Source organism: Streptomyces sp. NPDC056486 (assembly GCF_042795295.1).
Lineage (GTDB): Bacteria > Actinomycetota > Actinomycetes > Streptomycetales > Streptomycetaceae > Streptomyces.
On record NZ_JBHTSF010000021.1, the window covers coordinates 56,135 to 74,618 of the forward strand.

The 18,484-nt window shown below is 70.5% G+C and carries 11 protein-coding genes; 4 read left to right on the plus strand and 7 right to left on the minus strand.

Going from position 1 to position 18,484, the window contains the following annotated elements; all coding sequences use genetic code 11:
- Positions 1–142 precede the first annotated feature (142 nt).
- From ACFQ7F_RS11915 to ACFQ7F_RS11930, 4 genes are all read left to right on the plus strand, one after another.
- A complete protein-coding gene (locus ACFQ7F_RS11915; protein ID WP_383269475.1) occupies positions 143–847 on the plus strand; it encodes a spermidine synthase in 705 nt (234 codons plus the stop codon).
- Between the two features lie 65 nt (positions 848–912).
- Positions 913–1,653, plus strand: coding sequence for a response regulator transcription factor (locus tag ACFQ7F_RS11920; RefSeq protein WP_383269477.1), 741 nt, complete (start codon positions 913–915; stop codon positions 1,651–1,653).
- A gap of 13 nt (positions 1,654–1,666) precedes the next feature.
- The gene (locus ACFQ7F_RS11925) at positions 1,667–2,752 is read left to right on the plus strand and encodes an ATP-binding protein (RefSeq protein ID WP_383269479.1); all 1,086 of its coding nucleotides are present in this window, start codon (positions 1,667–1,669) and stop codon (positions 2,750–2,752) included.
- 259 nt (positions 2,753–3,011) lie between these two features.
- Complete coding sequence (locus ACFQ7F_RS11930) at positions 3,012–6,815, plus strand: multifunctional oxoglutarate decarboxylase/oxoglutarate dehydrogenase thiamine pyrophosphate-binding subunit/dihydrolipoyllysine-residue succinyltransferase subunit (protein WP_383269481.1); 3,804 nt, start codon at positions 3,012–3,014, stop codon at positions 6,813–6,815.
- Positions 6,816–6,900: 85 nt separating this feature from the next.
- Here ACFQ7F_RS11930 and fxsT read toward each other — a convergent pair whose 3' ends face one another.
- The 7 genes from fxsT to ACFQ7F_RS11965 form a co-directional block, all read right to left on the minus strand.
- A complete protein-coding gene (gene fxsT / locus ACFQ7F_RS11935) occupies positions 6,901–9,927 on the minus strand; it encodes an FxSxx-COOH system tetratricopeptide repeat protein (protein ID WP_383269482.1) in 3,027 nt (1,008 codons plus the stop codon).
- A gap of 54 nt (positions 9,928–9,981) precedes the next feature.
- Complete coding sequence (locus ACFQ7F_RS11940; protein WP_383269484.1) at positions 9,982–11,262, minus strand: aKG-HExxH-type peptide beta-hydroxylase; 1,281 nt, start codon at positions 11,260–11,262, stop codon at positions 9,982–9,984.
- Positions 11,259–11,522: a hypothetical protein gene (locus tag ACFQ7F_RS11945; RefSeq protein ID WP_383269486.1), complete on the minus strand. Its 264-nt coding sequence runs from the start codon at positions 11,520–11,522 to the stop codon at positions 11,259–11,261. Before ACFQ7F_RS11945 ends, ACFQ7F_RS11940 begins: the two co-directional genes overlap by 4 nt.
- 136 nt (positions 11,523–11,658) lie before the next feature.
- A complete protein-coding gene (locus tag ACFQ7F_RS11950; protein ID WP_383269487.1) occupies positions 11,659–14,811 on the minus strand; it encodes an SAV_2336 N-terminal domain-related protein in 3,153 nt (1,050 codons plus the stop codon).
- Positions 14,812–14,818: 7 nt separating this feature from the next.
- A complete protein-coding gene (locus ACFQ7F_RS11955) occupies positions 14,819–15,832 on the minus strand; it encodes an AAA family ATPase (protein WP_383269489.1) in 1,014 nt (337 codons plus the stop codon).
- Positions 15,833–15,952: 120 nt separating this feature from the next.
- Positions 15,953–18,046: a trypsin-like peptidase domain-containing protein gene (locus ACFQ7F_RS11960; protein WP_383269491.1), complete on the minus strand. Its 2,094-nt coding sequence runs from the start codon at positions 18,044–18,046 to the stop codon at positions 15,953–15,955.
- Complete coding sequence (locus ACFQ7F_RS11965) at positions 18,043–18,393, minus strand: CU044_2847 family protein (RefSeq protein WP_383269493.1); 351 nt, start codon at positions 18,391–18,393, stop codon at positions 18,043–18,045. Before ACFQ7F_RS11965 ends, ACFQ7F_RS11960 begins: the two co-directional genes overlap by 4 nt.
- Between the last annotated feature and the right edge of the window lie 91 nt (positions 18,394–18,484).

Consider the following 18,484-nt stretch of genomic DNA (forward strand, 5'->3'; position numbering starts at 1 on the left):
CTTTTTCGAGCGCTGTCTATGATCCGGACCACGTGTAGCGCGAATCACATCAACCTCACAGGTCACGGATGCGTCCGCATCGGGCCGCGCCGCGTTCCGAGTCTCCCCCCGAGGCCGGGCCCGCACTCATACGCTGGCGGGCATGCGCACCGACACCACCGCTCCCGTCGTCATCGACCGGCGTGAGGGGCCGTACGGCGAAGTCGTACTGCGGCGCCACGGTGCGCTTCTGCAGATCATCGCCAACGGCTGTTTCCTCATGGACACCTCGGACGGCCGCTCGGAGCGGCTGCTCGTCGACGCGGCGTACGACGCCCTCGACGGCCGCCCGGAGCCGAGCATCCTCATCGGCGGCCTGGGCGTCGGTTTCTCCCTCGCCCACGCTGCGGCCGACCGGCGCTGGGGCCGTATCACCGTGGTGGAGCGCGAGCGGGCCGTCATCGACTGGCACCGCTCGGGAGCGGATGCCCCGCTGGCCGGGCTCTCCGGTGCCGCGCTCGCCGATCCGCGTACGGAGATCCTGCACACAGACCTCGTAGCGCATCTGTCTGGCGCAGGCTCCTCCAAAAGCACCAGAAAAACGTACGACGCCCTCTGTCTGGACATCGACAACGGTCCTGGCTGGACGGTGACGGAGGACAACAACTCCCTCTACTCTCCCGCCGGTCTGGCGTCCTGTCAGGCTCGCCTCAACCCCGGCGGAGTGCTCGCCGTATGGTCCGCCCAGCCCTCGTCCGCTTTCGACGATGCTCTACGGAATGCCGGGTTCCAGGCGGTACGGACGGAAGAGATCCCCGTTGCCCGAGGCGTACCCGACGTGGTTCATCTCGGCGTAAGGGCTGCGTAGCCGAGGTGCCTTCGCGACCCGTACTCTGCTGACCGAACACAAGCGATCAGTGTCAGGGGCGGGCGATGGAGCAGACACACACCTCCCACAACGGTGCGACGGCGGCGATGCCAGGCGCCCAGCGCCGGGTTCTGGTGGTCGAGGACGACCCGACGATCGTCGACGCCATCGCTGCCCGGCTACGTGCCGAGGGTTTCGTAGTGCAAACGGCGGTGGACGGCCCTTCGGCGGTCGACACCGCACAGGCTTGGCAGCCCGATCTGCTGATCCTGGACATCATGCTGCCGGGCTTCGACGGGCTTGAAGTGTGCCGTCGGGTACAGGCCCAGCGGCCGGTTCCCGTCCTCATGCTGACGGCTCGCGACGACGAGACGGACATGCTGGTCGGGCTCGGCGTCGGCGCCGACGACTACATGACCAAGCCGTTCTCCATGCGGGAGCTCGCGGCCCGCGTGCACGTCCTGCTGCGCAGGGTCGAGCGGGCGGCGCTCGCGGCGACCACTCCGCGCAGCGGGATCCTGCGGCTCGGCGAGCTGGAGATCGACCATGCACAGCGCCGGGTCAGAGTCCGCAGCGAGGACGTACATCTGACGCCGACGGAGTTCGACCTGCTGGTCTGCCTGGCCAATACGCCGCGTGCGGTGCTCTCGCGCGAGCAGCTGCTCGCCGAGGTGTGGGACTGGGCCGACGCGTCGGGCACCCGGACCGTCGACAGCCACATCAAGGCCCTGCGCCGGAAGATCGGCGCCGAGCGGATCCGTACGGTGCACGGCGTGGGATACGCCCTGGAGACCCCGACCCCGTGAGGCGGGCCATTCGATGAGTGGACCCTTCGGCGGCCTGCGGCCGTTTTCCATCAAGACCAAGCTCGGCACCCTGGTGGTCGTCTCGGTCTTCATCACCACCGGTCTGCTGATGGTGGCGATGGAGACGGAGACGGAGCTGCGCTTCATCACCGTCTTCTCGGTGATCGCCACGCTGCTGATCACGCAGTTCGTGGCACACAGCCTCACGGCGCCCCTGGACGAGATGAATTCCGTGGCGCGCGCCGTCTCGCACGGCGACTACACGCGCCGTGTGCGCGGCGCAGACCGCCGTGACGAGCTGGGCGACGTGGCCACCACGATCAACCGCATGGCGGACGATCTGGAGGCCCAGGATCAGCAGCGCAAGGAACTGGTCGCCAACGTCTCGCACGAGCTGCGCACCCCCATCGCGGGCCTGCGCGCGGTCCTGGAGAACGTCGTCGACGGAGTCTCCGCCGCCGACCCGGAGACCATGCGTACGGCCCTGAAGCAGACGGAGCGCCTCGGGCGGCTCGTGGAGACCCTGCTCGACCTCTCCCGCCTGGACAACGGCGTCGTACCGCTGCGGGCCCGCCGCTTCGAGGTGTGGCCCTACCTGTCGGGCGTCCTGAAGGAGGCCAACATGGTGGCCTCCGCCCGCGCGGGCATCGCGTCGGGCTCCGGCAGTCACACGCGTACGGACGTGCATCTGCACCTGGACGTCACGCCGCCCGAGCTGACCGCGCACGCGGACGCCGAGCGGCTGCACCAGGTCGTGGCCAACCTCATCGACAACGCGGTCAAGCACAGCCCGCCGCACGGCCGCGTCACCGTGCGTGCCCGGCGCGGCCTCTACCCCGAGTCCCTGGACCTGGAGGTCCTCGACGAGGGCCCCGGCATCCCCGAGTCCGAGTGGCACCGGGTCTTCGAGCGCTTCAACCGCGGCAGCCACGCCAACACCCCGCCACAGGGACCCGGCAGCGACGGCGGCACCGGCCTCGGGCTCGCCATCGCGCGCTGGGCGGTCGATCTGCACGGCGGACACATCGGTGTGGCCGAATCCCCTCGTGGCTGCCGCATCCAGGTCACCCTTCCGGGCCTGCCCGAAGTGCGAAGTTGACGTAGGGTTCGAAAAGGAAGCGATTCGCGGGCGCATCGGAAGCGCGCCCGGGTGACGCCGCCGCGCTGGGCCTGGCCCGCGCGGCCATCTGGCGTTGCAGAACTCCGCTTGTTTCCCGCCATTTACGTCGCCGAAACCATCCGTCCAATGTGACTTACGCGACGGATGACGGGGCCGGTCTGCACCTGGCGCCGATGGAGGCGTAGCCTTAATTCCCGCTGTCCATCACCTTGTGAAGCGGAAGAGGGCGGTTACCGCCGTGTCGTCACAGTCCCCCAGTAGCTCGAGCATCTCGACCGACCAAGACGGGCAAGGCAAGAGCCCTGCTGCGGCCTTCGGTCCCAATGAGTGGCTCGTCGACGAGATCTATCAGCAGTACCTCCAGGACCCGAATTCGGTCGACCGAGCCTGGTGGGACTTCTTCGCCGACTACAAGCCAGGAGCGGGCGCGTCCGTCGCCACCCCTCCGGCCAAGCCGGCGGGTGACGCAGCCGCGGGGGCTGCGGCCACCACACCCCCCGCTGCACCCGCAGCCGCTCCGGCTGCTCCCGCCGCGCCCGCTGCCGCACCCGCCGCTCCTGCGGCTCCTGCGGCTCCTGCGGCAAAGCCCGCAGCAGCGGCCCCGGCCCCCGCAGCGAAGCCCGCAGCCGCAAAGCCCGCCGCCAAGGCGGAGCCCGCGGCAGAGGCTCCCGCAGGGCCCGAGTACGTGACGTTGCGCGGCCCCGCCGCCGCGGTCGCGAAGAACATGAACGCCTCGGTGGAGGTCCCGACGGCCACGTCGGTCCGCGCCGTTCCGGTGAAGCTGCTCTTCGACAACCGCATCGTCATCAACAACCACCTCAAGCGCGCCCGCGGCGGGAAGATCTCCTTCACGCACCTCATCGGGTACGCGATGGTGCAGGCCATCAAGGCCATGCCGTCGATGAACTACTCCTTCGTGGAGAAGGACGGCAAGCCGACCCTGGTCAAGCCGGAGCACGTGAACTTCGGCCTCGCGATCGACCTGGTGAAGCCCAACGGCGACCGCCAGCTGGTCGTCGCGGGCATCAAGAAGGCCGAGACGCTGAACTTCTTCGAGTTCTGGCAGGCCTACGAGGACATCGTCCGTCGCGCCCGCGACAACAAGCTGACGATGGACGACTTCACCGGCGTGACGGTCTCGCTGACCAACCCCGGCGGCCTCGGCACGGTCCACTCGGTCCCCCGCCTGATGCCCGGACAGTCGGTCATCATGGGCGTCGGCTCGATGGACTACCCCGCGGAGTTCCAGGGCACGTCCCAGGACACCCTGAACAAGCTCGGCATCTCGAAGGTCATGACGCTCACGTCGACCTACGACCACCGGGTGATCCAGGGCGCCGCGTCCGGCGAGTTCCTGCGCAACGTCGCGAACCTGCTGCTCGGCGAGTCCGAGTTCTACGACGAGATCTTCAAGGCGCTGCGCATCCCCTACGAGCCGGTCCGCTGGCTCAAGGACATCGACGCCTCGCACGACGACGACGTCACGAAGGCCGCCCGCGTCTTCGAGCTGATCCACTCCTACCGCGTCCGCGGCCACGTCATGGCCGACACGGACCCGCTGGAGTACAAGCAGCGCAAGCACCCCGACCTGGACATCACCGAGCACGGCCTCACCCTGTGGGACCTCGAGCGTGAGTTCGCGGTCGGCGGCTTCGCCGGCAAGTCGATGATGAAGCTGCGCGACGTCCTCGGCGTCCTGCGCGACTCGTACTGCCGCACCACCGGCATCGAGTTCATGCACATCCAGGACCCGAAGCAGCGCAAGTGGCTGCAGGACCGCATCGAGCGCACGCACGCCACGAAGCCCGAGCGCGAGGAGCAGCTGCGCATCCTGCGCAGGCTGAACGCCGCCGAAGCCTTCGAGACGTTCCTGCAGACGAAGTACGTCGGTCAGAAGCGCTTCTCCCTGGAGGGCGGCGAGTCCGTCATCCCGCTGCTCGACGCCGTCATCGACAGCGCCGCGGAGTCCCGCCTGGACGAGGTCGTCATCGGCATGGCCCACCGTGGCCGCCTGAACGTCCTCGCGAACATCGTGGGCAAGTCGTACGCCCAGATCTTCCGCGAGTTCGAGGGCAACATGGACCCCAAGTCCATGCACGGCTCCGGCGACGTGAAGTACCACCTGGGCGCCGAGGGCACCTTCACCGGCCTGGACGGCGAGCAGATCAACGTCTCCCTCGCGGCGAACCCGTCCCACCTGGAGACGGTCGACCCGATCATCGAGGGCATCGTCCGCGCCAAGCAGGACATCATCAACAAGGGCGGCACGGACTTCACGGTCCTGCCGGTCGCCCTGCACGGTGACGCGGCCTTCGCGGGCCAGGGTGTGGTCGCCGAGACGCTGAACATGTCGCAGCTGCGGGGTTACCGCACCGGCGGCACGGTTCACATCGTCATCAACAACCAGGTCGGCTTCACCGCCGCCCCGGAGTCGTCGCGCTCCTCCATGTACGCCACCGACGTGGCCCGCATGATCGAGGCGCCGATCTTCCACGTGAACGGCGACGACCCCGAGGCCGTCGTGCGCATCGCGCGACTCGCCTTCGAGTTCCGCCAGGCGTTCAACAAGGATGTGGTCATCGACCTCATCTGCTACCGCCGCCGCGGTCACAACGAGTCGGACAACCCGGCGTTCACGCAGCCGCTGATGTACGACCTGATCGACAAGAAGCGCTCGGTGCGCAAGCTCTACACCGAGTCCCTCATCGGTCGCGGCGACATCACCCTGGAAGAGGCCGAACAGGCCCTGCAGGACTTCCAGGGGCAGCTGGAGAAGGTCTTCACGGAGGTCCGCGAGGCCATCTCGCAGCCCGCCGAGGCCGAGGTCCCGGCCCCGGAGGCCGAGTTCCCGGTGAACGTCGACACCTCCATCACCCAGGAGGTCGTCAAGCGGATCGCCGAGTCCCAGGTCAACATCCCCGACCGGGTCACCGTCCACCCGCGTCTGCTGCCGCAGTTGCAGCGCCGCATGTCGATGGTCGAGGAAGGCACGATCGACTGGGGCATGGGCGAGACCCTCGCCATCGGTTCGCTGCTCCTCGAAGGCACGCCGGTCCGGCTCTCGGGCCAGGACTCGCGCCGTGGCACGTTCGGTCAGCGTCACGCGGTCCTCATCGACCGTGAGACGGGCGAGGACTTCACGCCGCTCCTGTACCTCTCCGAGGACCAGGCCCGCTACAACGTCTACGACTCGCTCCTCTCCGAGTACGCGGTCATGGGCTTCGAGTACGGCTACTCACTGGCCCGTCCCGAGTCCCTGGTGATGTGGGAAGCGCAGTTCGGCGACTTCGTCAACGGCGCGCAGACGGTGGTGGACGAGTACATCTCGGCCGCCGAGCAGAAGTGGAACCAGCACTCCGGCGTCACGCTGCTTCTCCCGCACGGCTACGAGGGCCAGGGACCGGACCACTCGTCCGCCCGTATCGAGCGCTTCCTCCAGCTGTGCGCGCAGAACAACATGACGGTCGCGATGCCGACCCTTCCGTCGAACTACTTCCACCTCCTGCGGTGGCAGGTGCACAACCCGCACCACAAGCCGCTGGTGGTCTTCACCCCGAAGTCGATGCTGCGCCTCAAGGCGGCGGCCTCGAAGACGGAGGAGTTCACCACGGGTGGCTTCCGCCCGGTCATCGGCGACGACTCGGTCGAGGCGTCGGCGGTCCGCAAGGTCGTCTTCTGCTCCGGCAAGCTGTACTACGACCTCGAGGCCGACCGGAAGAAGCGCGAGGTCACGGACACCGCGATCATCCGCATCGAGCGCCTGTACCCGCTGCCGGGTGCCGAGCTCCAGGCGGAGATCGCCAAGTACCCGAACGCCGAGAAGTACCTGTGGGCGCAGGAGGAGCCGGCGAACCAGGGCGCATGGCCCTTCATCGCCCTCAACCTCATCGACCACCTGGACCTGGCGGTCGGCGCGGACATCCCGCACGGCGAGCGCCTGCGCCGCATCTCGCGGCCGCACGGCTCGTCCCCGGCGGTGGGTTCGAAGAAGCGGCATGAGCAGGAGCAGGAGCAGCTGCTTCGCGAGGTCTTCGAGGCCTGATCCAGCTGGATCTGACCGTACGGACCTGAAAGGGCCCGGCATTCCCCAGGGGGTGCCGGGCCCTTTCGGCTTCTGCGCGGGGCGGCTATCCCAGGTACGCCTCGAAGTCCCAGTACGGGCGGTTGCGCTGGCGTGCCGAGAGGGTGTGCGGATGCTGAGCTCCGAGCGTCCGGGTCAGCGCCAGCAGGCCGTCCCCCTCCAGCTTTTCGGCCTCCTCCCGTTCCCGCAGCGCCCGCAGGTCGGCGGCGAGCGCCACCTGGCAGGACAGGGTCAGCGGATGCTCGTCGCCGAGCGTGTGGCGGGCCCGCCGCAGGGTTTCCCGGCTCAGCTCGGCGGCTTCCACGATGCGGCCGTTGAAGTTGCGTGCACCGGACGCGTTGAGCGCGCAGCCGAGCACCCAGGGATGGTCGGCGCCCAGCGTGGCCGTGAGTCCGCCGAGCGCGGACTCGAACATCGCCATGGCCTCGGCGCGTTCACCGGCCGCCTGCATGATCAGCCCGGTGTTGGCGACCATGCCGGTGGCGACGGGGTGTGCGGGACCGAGCAGAGCCCGGTATTCGGACTCCGCCTCGGCGATCAGATCTCTGGCCTGGCTCAGATCCCCGTGCTCGCGCAGGTAGTTTCCGTAGTCCGTGATGAACGAGAGCGTGCGGTAGTGGCTCCGGCCGTGCACCTGCTCCAGCTGGTCGAGGAGGCTGGCCATCATGGTCCCGACGTCCTGCTGGAAGCCGCCCTCGCGGCGGCGGCAGAGTGCTAGTTGGGCGCGGGCGGACAGGGTCTGCGGGTGCTGCGGCCCGAGCACCTGCACATGGAGCCGCTGCACTGATTCCTGGCGCGCCACCGCGTCACGGTAGCGGCCGAGCAGGCGCAGGTCGTGGGCGCAGGCGTTGGCGGAGTTGAGCGTGTTGACGTGCCGGGCGCGCAGGACGCTCTCGCGCCGGGCGAGGGTCTCGACGTCGAGGTCGTACGCCTCCTGGTAGCGGCCGAGCAGCCGCAGGCCCACACCGAGGTTGTGCCGCGCGACGAGAGTGAGGTACTCGCTTTCACCGAGGAGGCGTTGGGCGTTCTCCAGCACCGCCGACTGCAGTTCGATGGCCTCCTGATACTGCCCGAGGTGGCGCAGGCTGCTGGAGATGGTGTTGTTGGTGAGGAGCTCGGCGTGCTCGTTGCGCGGCTCGGCGACACGCAGCCGTTCGATGAGAGTCCGGTCGAGCTCGTAGGCGTCGCGAAAGCGGCCGCTGGCCCGCAGGATGTTGCTCTCCTGAGTGGCGAGTTCCAGCATCGGCCGGGCCAACGGGTCCATGAATCCCGACCATCGGTGGCGGATCTGCTCGGCCAGCTGCAGCCCGGCCTTGAACTCGCCGCTGCGGAAGCAGTAGCGAAGACAGTTGAGGATGGCGACCTGGACCCGGTCGCTGGTGCTTTCGAGTGCTCCGGAAGGCTCCAGGTGGGGCAGCAGCTCCGCGTACCGGGGCCAGTGCCTGCTGTCCATGGGGTTGCCGGGGTCCGCTTCGGCGAGCAGCCTGCGGACGGCCCTGCGGTAGATCTCCCGGCCCTCGTCGTCGGTGAGCCGGGTGACGATGTCATGGACGAGCCGGTGCATGTGCACGGACTCCTGGTGCGGGCCCATGTCGGTGTTGGCAGGCCCGCGGTTCTCGCGGCTGAGGACCGAGTAGTTGACGAGGGTGTCCAGGGCTCGCGTCCAGGCGGGCAGATCTGTGGCCATCCAGCGCAGTTCCTCGGGCAGATCGGCCTGTGGGTAGGCGCGGATCAGGCCGAGCGGGATGCGGCCGGGGGCGAAGGACGTACACAGGTTGAGGACTTCGATGGCCTGCGGCTGGGAGCGGCGGAGCCGGTTGATCAGTATCGACCAGGAGGTCAGCGACGAGTGGGGCAGACCGTCACCCGTGGAGAGCTCGTCGGCGGTGGAAAGGCGCCGCTCCCGCACCATCCGCAGGTACTCCGGCACCTCCATGCCCGATTCACCGAGCCACGAGGCCGCCTGTACCAGCGGGAGAGGGACATCACCGAACTCGATGGCCACTTCATCGGCCTGTTCGGCGGTCACGTGCGGGGCACGGCGCATCAGATAGCCGGTTGACTCGGACCGGTCGAAGCCGGGCACTTCGAGTACATCGGTGTGCTCGCCCCAGCCTCGGTTGCGCGAGGTGATCAGCACGTGTCCGGGACCGTTCGGCAGCAGGACGTTCGCACCGTCCGTGTCGTCCCAGCCGTCGAAGATGACGAGCCAGCGGGAGTGCGGATCGCCCCTGCGCAGTGCGTCACGTACGGCGCGGATGCGTTCGCCGGGCTCGTTGCCGCTGCGCAGCCCGAGTGCGGCGGACAGTTCACCGAACCGGTCGCGCTGGACATTGCGGTCGTCGGAGTTGACCCACCAGACGACGTCGTAGTCAGGGCGGAAGCGGTTGGCGTACTCGGCGGCGACCTGAGTCTTGCCGATGCCGGACATGCCTACGAGCGTGCAGGCCGCATTGCCTCGTTCGGCGTCGGTCAGCCGCTGGTGGAGTTCGAGGAGCAGGTCGTCACGCCCGGTGAACCGGGAGTTGCGGCGCGGCACTTCGCCCCAGATCTCGGGCTGGGTCTCCGGGAAACGGACGCTGCGCACGGGGGTGGTCCGCCGGGCAGCGGTACCGGGCTCCAGACCGAGCCTGCTGAGGAGGCGCTCCTCGGCCTCCTCCTCGCCCAGCCCCCACAGGGTGGCCGGTTCGAGTACGGCTGTGGAGGGCAGCAGGGGGCGATTGGTGAGGTTGACGGCGGCGAACCGATCGGCGTTCGCGGCCACGAAACCGCGCAGGACATCGTTCCATTCGCTGGCGGGCCGTGGGCCCAGCTCGAAGAACCAGTCGTTGAGGACGAGGAGCACTCGCCCCCGGGCGAGCAACAGGTCGCCGAGCGCGTCTTCGAGCGGATCGTCACGGCGCGGGTCCCAGCGCTGCAGCGTGGCCCGGTGACCATGGCTCTCCAGCCGGTGCGCGATCCAGGCGGCCCAGGGCCGGTGATAGCCGGGGAAGACCACCAGGAATCGCTCCGGCTCAGCGTTACCGCCTCGATCTGACGTACCGGCACCGCCCGACCGCCGCTGTTCCGCCATCAGCACTCCCTATCGAACCGTACCTGCACAACGTCACCGCAACTTGACACAGTGTCACCCAAAGACCCGGGAGGCCCGGCCGAGGCTCGCGTGATGCCTGCCCATCTCTTGAACGAACTCCCGCCCCTCGAAGGTCAGTTCATCGGATTCGAGCAGGATAGACAAGGCACCTCCGACCTGTTCGCGGTATGTCTCGAACTGCTCTGCGGCCCGCCGCCGCCACGGTTCGGGCGTCGCGGTCCCGGCGCGCGCCCGCCGCCACAGGTCGGCGAGCGCCAGATGGGCGTACGCGCCCTGGAGGACCCCCGCGATGGGGCGGGGGTCCGGGCGCCAGCCGACCCGGTGCACGGCGCCACGTTCGGGCTCGCACAACGGTACGAGTTCATGGAGCGCGGCCAGTTTGGTGTGGTGCGCCTCGTGGACGAGTACCTCCGCCATCTGTGCGGGTCCGGCGGGCAGTGACATCAGTACGGCCCCAGGGGCGGCCCGCAGCGTGGCGCTCATCGGGTTGCCGTCGTCGCGCCCGGCGCCGGCGGCGAGCGGCACGACGGCGCGCAGGACAGCTCGGACCTCGGCCGCCCTGTCGGGGTCAGTCGCTGCGAGCAGCTGCTGGGCGCCCTTCCAGCGCAAGGCCCAGGCCTGGTCCCTGACAGTGGATCGCTCGACGGCCGGGAGGGCATCGGGACCGATGCCGGAGGGCGGTACGCGATAGGGGTCCAGGTCGTCGATGACCACCGCGCCCCCGAGCAGGGTGCGCAGCCCGGCCCAGAGGACGCCACCGCCGCGCGGTCGCTGGACACCCGGCGGCACATGCAGCAGGACGCCGCCCGGAGATCCGCTGCCGGTGATGCGCATCAGACCTGACTTGATGTGCAGACGAGCGCGGCCCGTGGGACAGCGCAGCACGCCGACGCCGGTCAGGGCCAGCACCCCGGAGGGAACGTCGACATCCATGGCCACCCGGCACCCGGCGCGCAGAGCAGCGGCGGCGGCGACGGCGCCCAGGTGGGCGAGATGGCGTTCGAAGGCAGGTCCGTCGGGCGCGGCGAGGGTCTCGGCGAGCCAGGCGCCGGTCATGGGGTAGTCGACGACCCCCCGGGCGGCTGCGGCGTCGGACTGCTCGGCCCGCTCCAGCACGGCCCAGTCGCGGTCGAACCGGTGGCGCGCAGCGGAGCCCAGTCGGTCGCCTCCCCGGTCGATCCGGGCGAGGAGTGCCTTGAGGAGCACCAAGCGGCGGGCGTGCAGCCCTGCACTCAGTGCCGCCGTACCCGCCGGGGCCGGCCTGGTCCTGGCGAGTTGCGCGAGAACCTCGGAGGACACCGGCGCCGACGTCACCCCGTCCTTTCCTCACCGTGCGGCGAAACACCGCTTCTGGCTGGAAACATGCGGTCGGCGACCGCTGCCCGGTCGCGGTCGGTGTCTGTGCCGTCGTCACCGGTGTACCAGGTCTCACTGAGCTCCGATGAATACCCAAGCACCCGGTCGACCGCCTCGGCGAGCCGTGGATCGTTCATGGCACGCAATGTCCGCAGGTCGACATGGGCCAGATCGGGCAGGAGCGGCGCTCGCCCGGGGCCCCCTTCGGGGCCGGTCACCCATTTCCCCCGCTCCGACACCATCATCTCCCCTCTCACGCCGCCCGCCCCGTACGACCGTCACGGCTGCACGGTTCTTCCCGAGGCCGGTGAAACAGAAACATGTTCGACTTAACTCCGGCCACGCGCCCGCGTGTTACGCGGTGATCACGGCCCGCACCCCTCCCCAGGGTGACCACGGTGGGGACGCCCGGTCCCAGTCCTTGCCGGACAAGCCGTCGACACCGCCGGGGAACGCCGACCGGCCCACCTCCGCGGCCGCAAGCCTCGTCCGCGTCAACTCGACTTCCCGCCAGTCAACTTCACGCAGCACGCCAACCAGCTGCTGCCACTCGTCAGCGGCCGACCGATACGCGCTGCGCGCGGCCGCCGAGCGCCCCATCAGCTCCAGCACACCGCCCTGCCCGTGCAGCGCACGCGCGGCCGTCACCGACCCCGGTGCGCGGCCGTAGGCAATGCGGGCTTCCTGTTCGGCGTACTCATAGGCCTGCAAGGCATCGGCGAGTACCGGCGTGCCGGTACGGCGCCTCAACTCGACGATGACACGGCCGAGTTGGAGCCGCCCCTCGGCGCGAACCCCCGCGTCGTGCGTGCCCCGGATCGCCTGGCCGAGGAGATGGCGGCTCTCGAACAGGTCGGGCAGGAAGCCGAGATGGCGGAAGCGCTGGGCGAGCGCGCCGCCCACCAGGCCGAGCAGCCTGCCGCGGTCGGGGGCACGCGCGGGCAGCGCCGTGAGCGCCTCGCGCAGCACGTTCTCGGCGCGGTCGACGATCGCCGCGCCGGTGTCAGCGGCGGCGCGGCGCAGGAGCGATTCGCCCCAGAGGGTGAGCAGTCCACTGCGGCGGGCGCTGTCGGGCGGTGCGAGGCCGGCGGCGGCTTCGTAGGCACGGTCGGCGTTCTGGTGGTCGCCGGTCGCTTCGTGGAAGGCCGCCTGAGCGGAGAGGCAGCGCAGGCGCAGCACCGGGTCCGTACCGGCGGCCTGCTCCGCCCTGGCGAACACGGCGGCGGTCGCTTCGGGAGTATCGATGCCCCGCAGGGCCTCGGCCAGGTCGAGCAGGGCAGGGCAGCGGACGCCGTCAGGAGCACCCTCGGCATCCAACAGGTCGCAGGCGACCCGGAGATCACGGGCGGCGGCGGCCGGATTCCCGTCGGCGAGCAGAAGTCGCCCGCGGCGAAGGAGCAGGGCGCGGCGGCGGTCCGCGGGCCACTGTGCGGCATCCCCGGGCAGCGCGGCGAGTGCCTGCCGCAGAAAGTGCGCGTCCTGCGTGGCATGCCACAACTCGTGGTTCACCGAGGCGAGTTCGAGCGCGACATCGGCATGGGCCACGCTGCCGTCGGCAGCCGCGCCCAGGGCTTCGTCGAGTACGGCGGCGGCCTCGTGCAGCAGGGTGAGGCGGCGCCCGGCCCCGCGCACGCGGGACGTGGTGGACTCGGCGCGCAGCACCCGGCCGAGAACGAGACGCGCCCGTACGCCGCTGTCGGCATCCCCGGCGGCGCCGCTGCCGTGCAGCGCCGCCTCGGCCTGTGTCCGTGCCCGGAGCAGCACGGAAGGGTCCGCCTGGTCGTGCCACCGGGCGAGGAGGCGCTCGGCCTCCAGGAGGGGCTCGGCGGCCACCAGATCCGGTTGGTAGAAGCGCAGCACGCGCGCGGGGACCGTGGCGAACAGCTCGGACTCGACCCCGGCGTGCGTCGTGCCGGCGAGCTCATCGAGTCCCTCGTCGGTACCGGGTGCGGTGTCCGGGCCCCGATCCTGCCCGTCCTGCCCGCCCTGCCCGTCCTGCCCGCCGTGTCCGTCGAGCCGGGCCGCGGCGATGGCGGCAAAGTTGCGGGTGCCCCGGTCGAAGTGGCGTTCCACATAGGCGGAGCAGTGCTTGAGCACAAGTCCGGCGGCGGCCCGGCCCAGGGAGCTGAGGAGCAGTTCCTGGACGCGTGCGGGGTAGACGAAGCAGGGCCGGGCCTCGGTCCCCGGGAGCTGCCTGAGCAGCCCGCCGAGCAGGACCTCGGCCAGCTCCATGGGCCCGGTGTCGGGAAGCATGGTGCGCTGGACGAGCTGCATGACGGGCAGCGAGAGCGGGGCCGCCGCGAGGCAGACGGCGAGCCGCAGAGCGCCGGGCGACGCGGTGGCCCTGAAGGCCCGCAGCAGTTCGTCGTCGCTGCGACCCGCGGGTGGCGCGGGGGCGAGCGGGATGCCGGAGCCGTCGGACGCCGGTCCCACCCAGGCCGCCCAGCCGCGCACCGGGCCGCCTTGACCGGACAGCAGCCGCGCCCAGGCCGCGAACGCCTCGGGGGTCGGCTGCAGTACGGGGACGGCCTTGGCGCCCGCGGGCCGCGGCTCCCACGGCTCGTCGTCGGGATCGAAGACGGTGCGTCCGCCCGGTTCCGGCCCGCGCGTGAGGACTCCCGGCTCGGCGGGCAGCGCCGTACGCGTCCACAGCCGGGAGGGCAGCGGCTGGACCACGGCGATCGGCGAGCCGACCGGCCAGGAGTGCAACAGCCGCTGGACCGCGCCGCGTTGCCACAACGGGCCCACGCAGTCGCTGACGACCAGGGTGAGGCGGCGGCCCGCGGGGTCGTGCAGCTGATTGGCCGAGCGCAGACGGGTGCGGCTGTGCGGTCCCGTGGTGGTGCCGACGAGCAGGCTGCCGTCTCCGTTGTCGTACAGCTGGTGGACCTGGACGTCGCGGAAGGCACCCGACTGCTCGCAGGCCTGTCGCAGTTCCTCGACCAACTGCTCCCATACGGCCATCGCGGGCCCGGTGTCCATCAGGAGCTGGACGTCGGCGTTCCGGCGGCGTGCGGCGCGCAGGACGGGGATGAGGAGGCCTGTCGCGGCGGAGCGTTCTGCGGTGGCTTCCTCGTCGATACCGCCGTCGAGGGAGTGGTCGGGATACGGGGCGTAGCGGCGCAGGGGGCGCAGGGCCTGCTGCAATCCGAGCAGTCCGGGCAGTGCGGCCGCCGCCGGGGCTCGTACGGGAAGGCCGAGGCCCGCTCCTCCGGCGTCCGCCGTGCCGCCGGGCAGATGCAGGGGCACGTCAGCGGGCGTCGCTACCCGGTGTGAGGGTTCGGGGTCTTCGGCGCGGGGATTTTCGGTCCCCTCCCGCTCCGGTTCCTCCCGGGTGTCGTCGGACCGCGGCGGGACGGCGGCCGACGGGGCGCCCGGCTCGCCGGGCCGGGAGGCGCGCGGTAACCACTGGGCGAGCCAGACGGCGTCGGCCACCTCCTCGGCGGTGGGGTCGAGGCCGCCGTCCCTGAGCCTGCCGATGAGCTCTCCCAGATGCGTCCGCGGCATCCGGCCATCACCTCGAACGGTCGAGGGGCCGCATGAGCAAGGTGGCGATCCGCTCCCGGGTGAGGCGCTCGGCGTGCGGGGTGTGCTGGGTGAGATAGAGGGCGTTGAGAAGCTGGTCGGCGGCGATGACCTCGCCGGGCTCGCGCTCCAGGAACCGGTCGATCAGGTCGCGGCCCTCGGTGGCGCCCGCGCCACCGAGGTGGGCCTCGACCATGGACTTGAGCTGTTCCTCGCCCGGCGGCTCGAGTTCGAGCTGGATGCAGCGCCTGAGCAGGGGCGCCGGGAAGTCCCGCTCGCCGTTGGAGGTGAGCACGATGAACGGGAACGTGGTGCAGGCGATCCGGCCACCGGTGACGGTCACCTTGCGGCCGTCGTCGGTGAGCACCTGGACGGAGGGTTCACGGTCCGCGATGCGTTCGAGCTCCGGAATGGCGAACTCGCCCTCCTCCAGGGCGTTAAGGAGGTCGTTGGGGAGGTCGAGATCGCTCTTGTCGAGCTCGTCGATGAGCAGCACGCGTGGCAGGTCGGAGGGGAGCAGCGCGGTGCCGAGCGGCCCGAGACGGATGTACGAGCCGATGCCGGGCGCGGGGGCCTGACTCCCCGAGTCGCCCTGGGCGCGCTCCAGTTGGACGTCCTGGAGGCGGCCGATGGCGTCGTAGCGGTAGAGCCCGTCCCGGAGGGTGGAGCGGCTCACGATGGGCCAGCGAAGGACCCGGCCAAGGCCGAGCTCGTGGGCGACGGCGTAGGCGAGGGTCGACTTTCCGGTGCCGGGGTTGCCGGTGGCCAGGAGCGGGCGGCGCAGGTACAGCGCGGCGTTGACGGCGTCGGTCTCGGCGGGCCTGGGTGCGTAGTTCTCGACGAGGGTGCGCTGGAAGCCGAGCCTGCGGGCCGTACTCGGGTCGGTGCCCGGGGCCGCGTCCCGTTCCGAGGCCGTGAAGTCACGCCAGGGGGGTGGAGAGGGTAACCGCTGCACTCCGTCGTGCGGCTCACCGACACCTCGGTAGATCCGCCAGTCATTCACCTTGGGCTCCTCCCGGCTCTGGTGAGGCCGCGCAGCGGGTACAGGCGACGATGAGACTACCGTGGTTCGGCCCGGACCGCCGAGCCAGTTTCCGGGCCACTTCAGGAGTTTGACGGTGCATCAGGTCTCCATGGGCGGCGGGGAGACGGCTTCGGTGCCGTAGGGCGGGCGGTCGGGCGGGTCGAACAGAAAGGCGACGCCGTCGGCCCATCCGGAGTCGACGGCCAGCTCCGGTGCGCTGGCGTGGACGCGCAGTTCCTGGATGCGGTCGCGGAGTCCGGCGGCGCTGCCTGCCTTGGCCAGAAAGCCGCCGGCCCGGCGGTGGAACTCCTGGCAGTCGCTGTGGTTCTGGCCGTTGCGACGCCACAGCACCAGCGGGTGTCCGGCGGCGAGCGCGGTGGCCATGGCGGCGAAGCCGTCGCCATGGCCGACATGCCCGCAGTAGACGGGCACGGAACCGCGCTCGGCTCCCATGAGCCTGCCGAACGCCGCGGGCTTGCTCTCGCGGCGTACGGACGGGGCGTGGCCCGACATCGCGGCCTCGTCGCGCAACGGCACGGCGGCCAGCGGGCCGTCGGTGGCGGCGCTCCACATCCGCCGCCACTCGGGAATGGCGTCTCTCACGTTGCGCCTGCGGTCGCGTATGACGACGACCCGGCGTCGGCCGAGGGGCATGTAGGGCGGGTCCCACTCGTCGTACACGTCCTCGTCGGCCCCGTCGGGTATCAGGCGCCAGGCGTCGAGCGGCTCGTCGAACAACTGCCGGGGCAGCAGAGCCTCGACGGCGGCGAGGTTCTCCCCGCTGTCACCCAGGCGCAGCGCGTCGGCGAGAGGTTCGCGCAGGGTCTCGCGCAGCCGGGAGCGCGGCACGCCGCGGTCGTCGCCGTCCAGCGGGGTCACGTCGCGGCCGTCGAACAGCAGCTTGACGCTCCACGGGTAGCGGTCGCCGTAGTCGGGGTCGCCGATCTCGACGAGGACGTCCGCACGGGCCTGGGGGCGGTTCTCCCGCACGGTGGCGACAGGCGGGGCATGGGTGCCGGTGCTGGTGCCGTTGCCGTTGCCGTTGCCGTTGCCGGTCAGGATCGGGGCGAGGGCGAGGGCGATCTCCTCGGCGATCGGACCGCGGGCCATCCCTGACCGGTATGTCAGCCAGTCGGCGAGGTCGCGCAGTACGTCCGCGGGGGCCGTGTCACGGCGGGTGAGCGTGGTGTGCCGGGCAACCTTCGCGGCGTACAACAGCACGGCGTCTAGGTCGAGTTCGCGTGAGTTCGCCGTGCCCCGGATGTCGGGCAGGTCGTGCAGGAGCCCGGCACCCTCCCGCCAAGTGCGCGGGTCGTATTCGATGGGTGAGCGGTAATCGTCCGCGAGCACACGGCACTTGACCTCATGGACGAGGTCCATGACCTCGCCGGGGCCACTGGGCGGCGGGAGTTCGGCGAGGAGGCCGTAGAGGTGCACCCGCAGGTCCGGGGTGAGTCCGGGCGCACCGCGGGTGCGCAGCTGGAGCTGGGTGCGTGTCCAGTCACCGGGCCCGCCCGCGCGGTAGCGCCGCAGGTGATGGCGGTCGTGTTCACGCAGGACCGTGTGCAGCACATCACCGCCCGGGAGGTCGTACAGCTCGTGCAGGGCGGTGACCGGGACGGCGGCGCCCTCTCTGCGGCCGACGCCCTTGACCAGGGCGACGACGGCTCCGGACTCCCGGTCGACGACGGGCCCGCCGGAGACTCCCTCGACCGGCAGGACGCCGGTCAGAAGGAGAGCCCTCGTGTCGAGCGCCTGGGCCGTGCCGAGCCCGTCGCGCACTCCGAGGTCACCGGTCTCCCGCGACCAGCCGTGCAGGCTGATCTCGGCGGGGATGGAGGGGGGCCGTTCGCTCAGCCAGACGCACGGGGCGTCGCGCGCATCCGGGACGTGGACCAGGGCGATGTCGGGGAGCTCCCAGCGCGGCCGGTTCTCTTCGGGGACCGAAGGCCGGGGCTTGGCGAGGACGACCCTGCCCGTGGCGGTACCGCCTTGCCAGACGACGCCGACGGCTTCTTCGTTCCGCCACACTGCGGCTCCCCCCTTTCCCACGACATGCGCGCAGGTCAGCAACCAGCCCGGGGCGATGAAGAAACCCGAACCCCAGTAGTGGTCACCGTGCTGCTCATACCCCCCGCCAGGCGCCACGATGCGCGCGAGCGAGGGGCGCACTATCCCCTGGAAGGCGCTCATTGCGCGCCAGTCGCCGTGGCCGCGGGTTCCGTCCAGGTCAGCGACACGGACACGGACGCCTTGCCGCTGCCGTCGGCGAGGACGCTGATGACCTTGCCGGACTGTGCGGACAGTTCGATGCCGAAGTTCACGGCGACCTCGACGGAGCCGGTGGGCCCGAGCCCGGAACGCAGGGAGCCCACCACTCCGCTCACGATGTCGCCGAGTCCGCTCGCCATGTCGATGACGCGGTCACCGACCCCGGTGTCCCGAAAGCCGCCGCCGCTGTCGATTTCCTGTGCCTCGGTGATGCGCGCCCAGACGGCGGTGCCGTCGTCGAGCCGAATCTGTGCGATCCCATCCGTCACAAAAGACCCCCGTTTCCCCCATGACAAGGAGAAGCAGGCTAACTCCATGCAGGGGGCAAGAGCGAGGGAATGCCCCTTATCCTGACCGAGT

What these genes read in the sequence shown, in the direction of transcription:
- ACFQ7F_RS11915 (WP_383269475.1), top strand. Translation starts at nt 143, where the DNA reads ATGCGCACCGACACCACCGCTCCCGTCGTCATCGACCGGCGTGAGGGG.
- ACFQ7F_RS11920 (WP_383269477.1), top strand. Translation starts at nt 913, where the DNA reads ATGGAGCAGACACACACCTCCCACAACGGTGCGACGGCGGCGATGCCA.
- ACFQ7F_RS11925 (WP_383269479.1), top strand. Translation starts at nt 1,667, where the DNA reads ATGAGTGGACCCTTCGGCGGCCTGCGGCCGTTTTCCATCAAGACCAAG.
- fxsT (WP_383269482.1), bottom strand. Translation starts at nt 9,927, where the DNA reads ATGGCGGAACAGCGGCGGTCGGGCGGTGCCGGTACGTCAGATCGAGGC.
- ACFQ7F_RS11950 (WP_383269487.1), bottom strand. Translation starts at nt 14,811, where the DNA reads ATGCCGCGGACGCATCTGGGAGAGCTCATCGGCAGGCTCAGGGACGGC.
- ACFQ7F_RS11960 (WP_383269491.1), bottom strand. Translation starts at nt 18,046, where the DNA reads ATGAGCGCCTTCCAGGGGATAGTGCGCCCCTCGCTCGCGCGCATCGTG.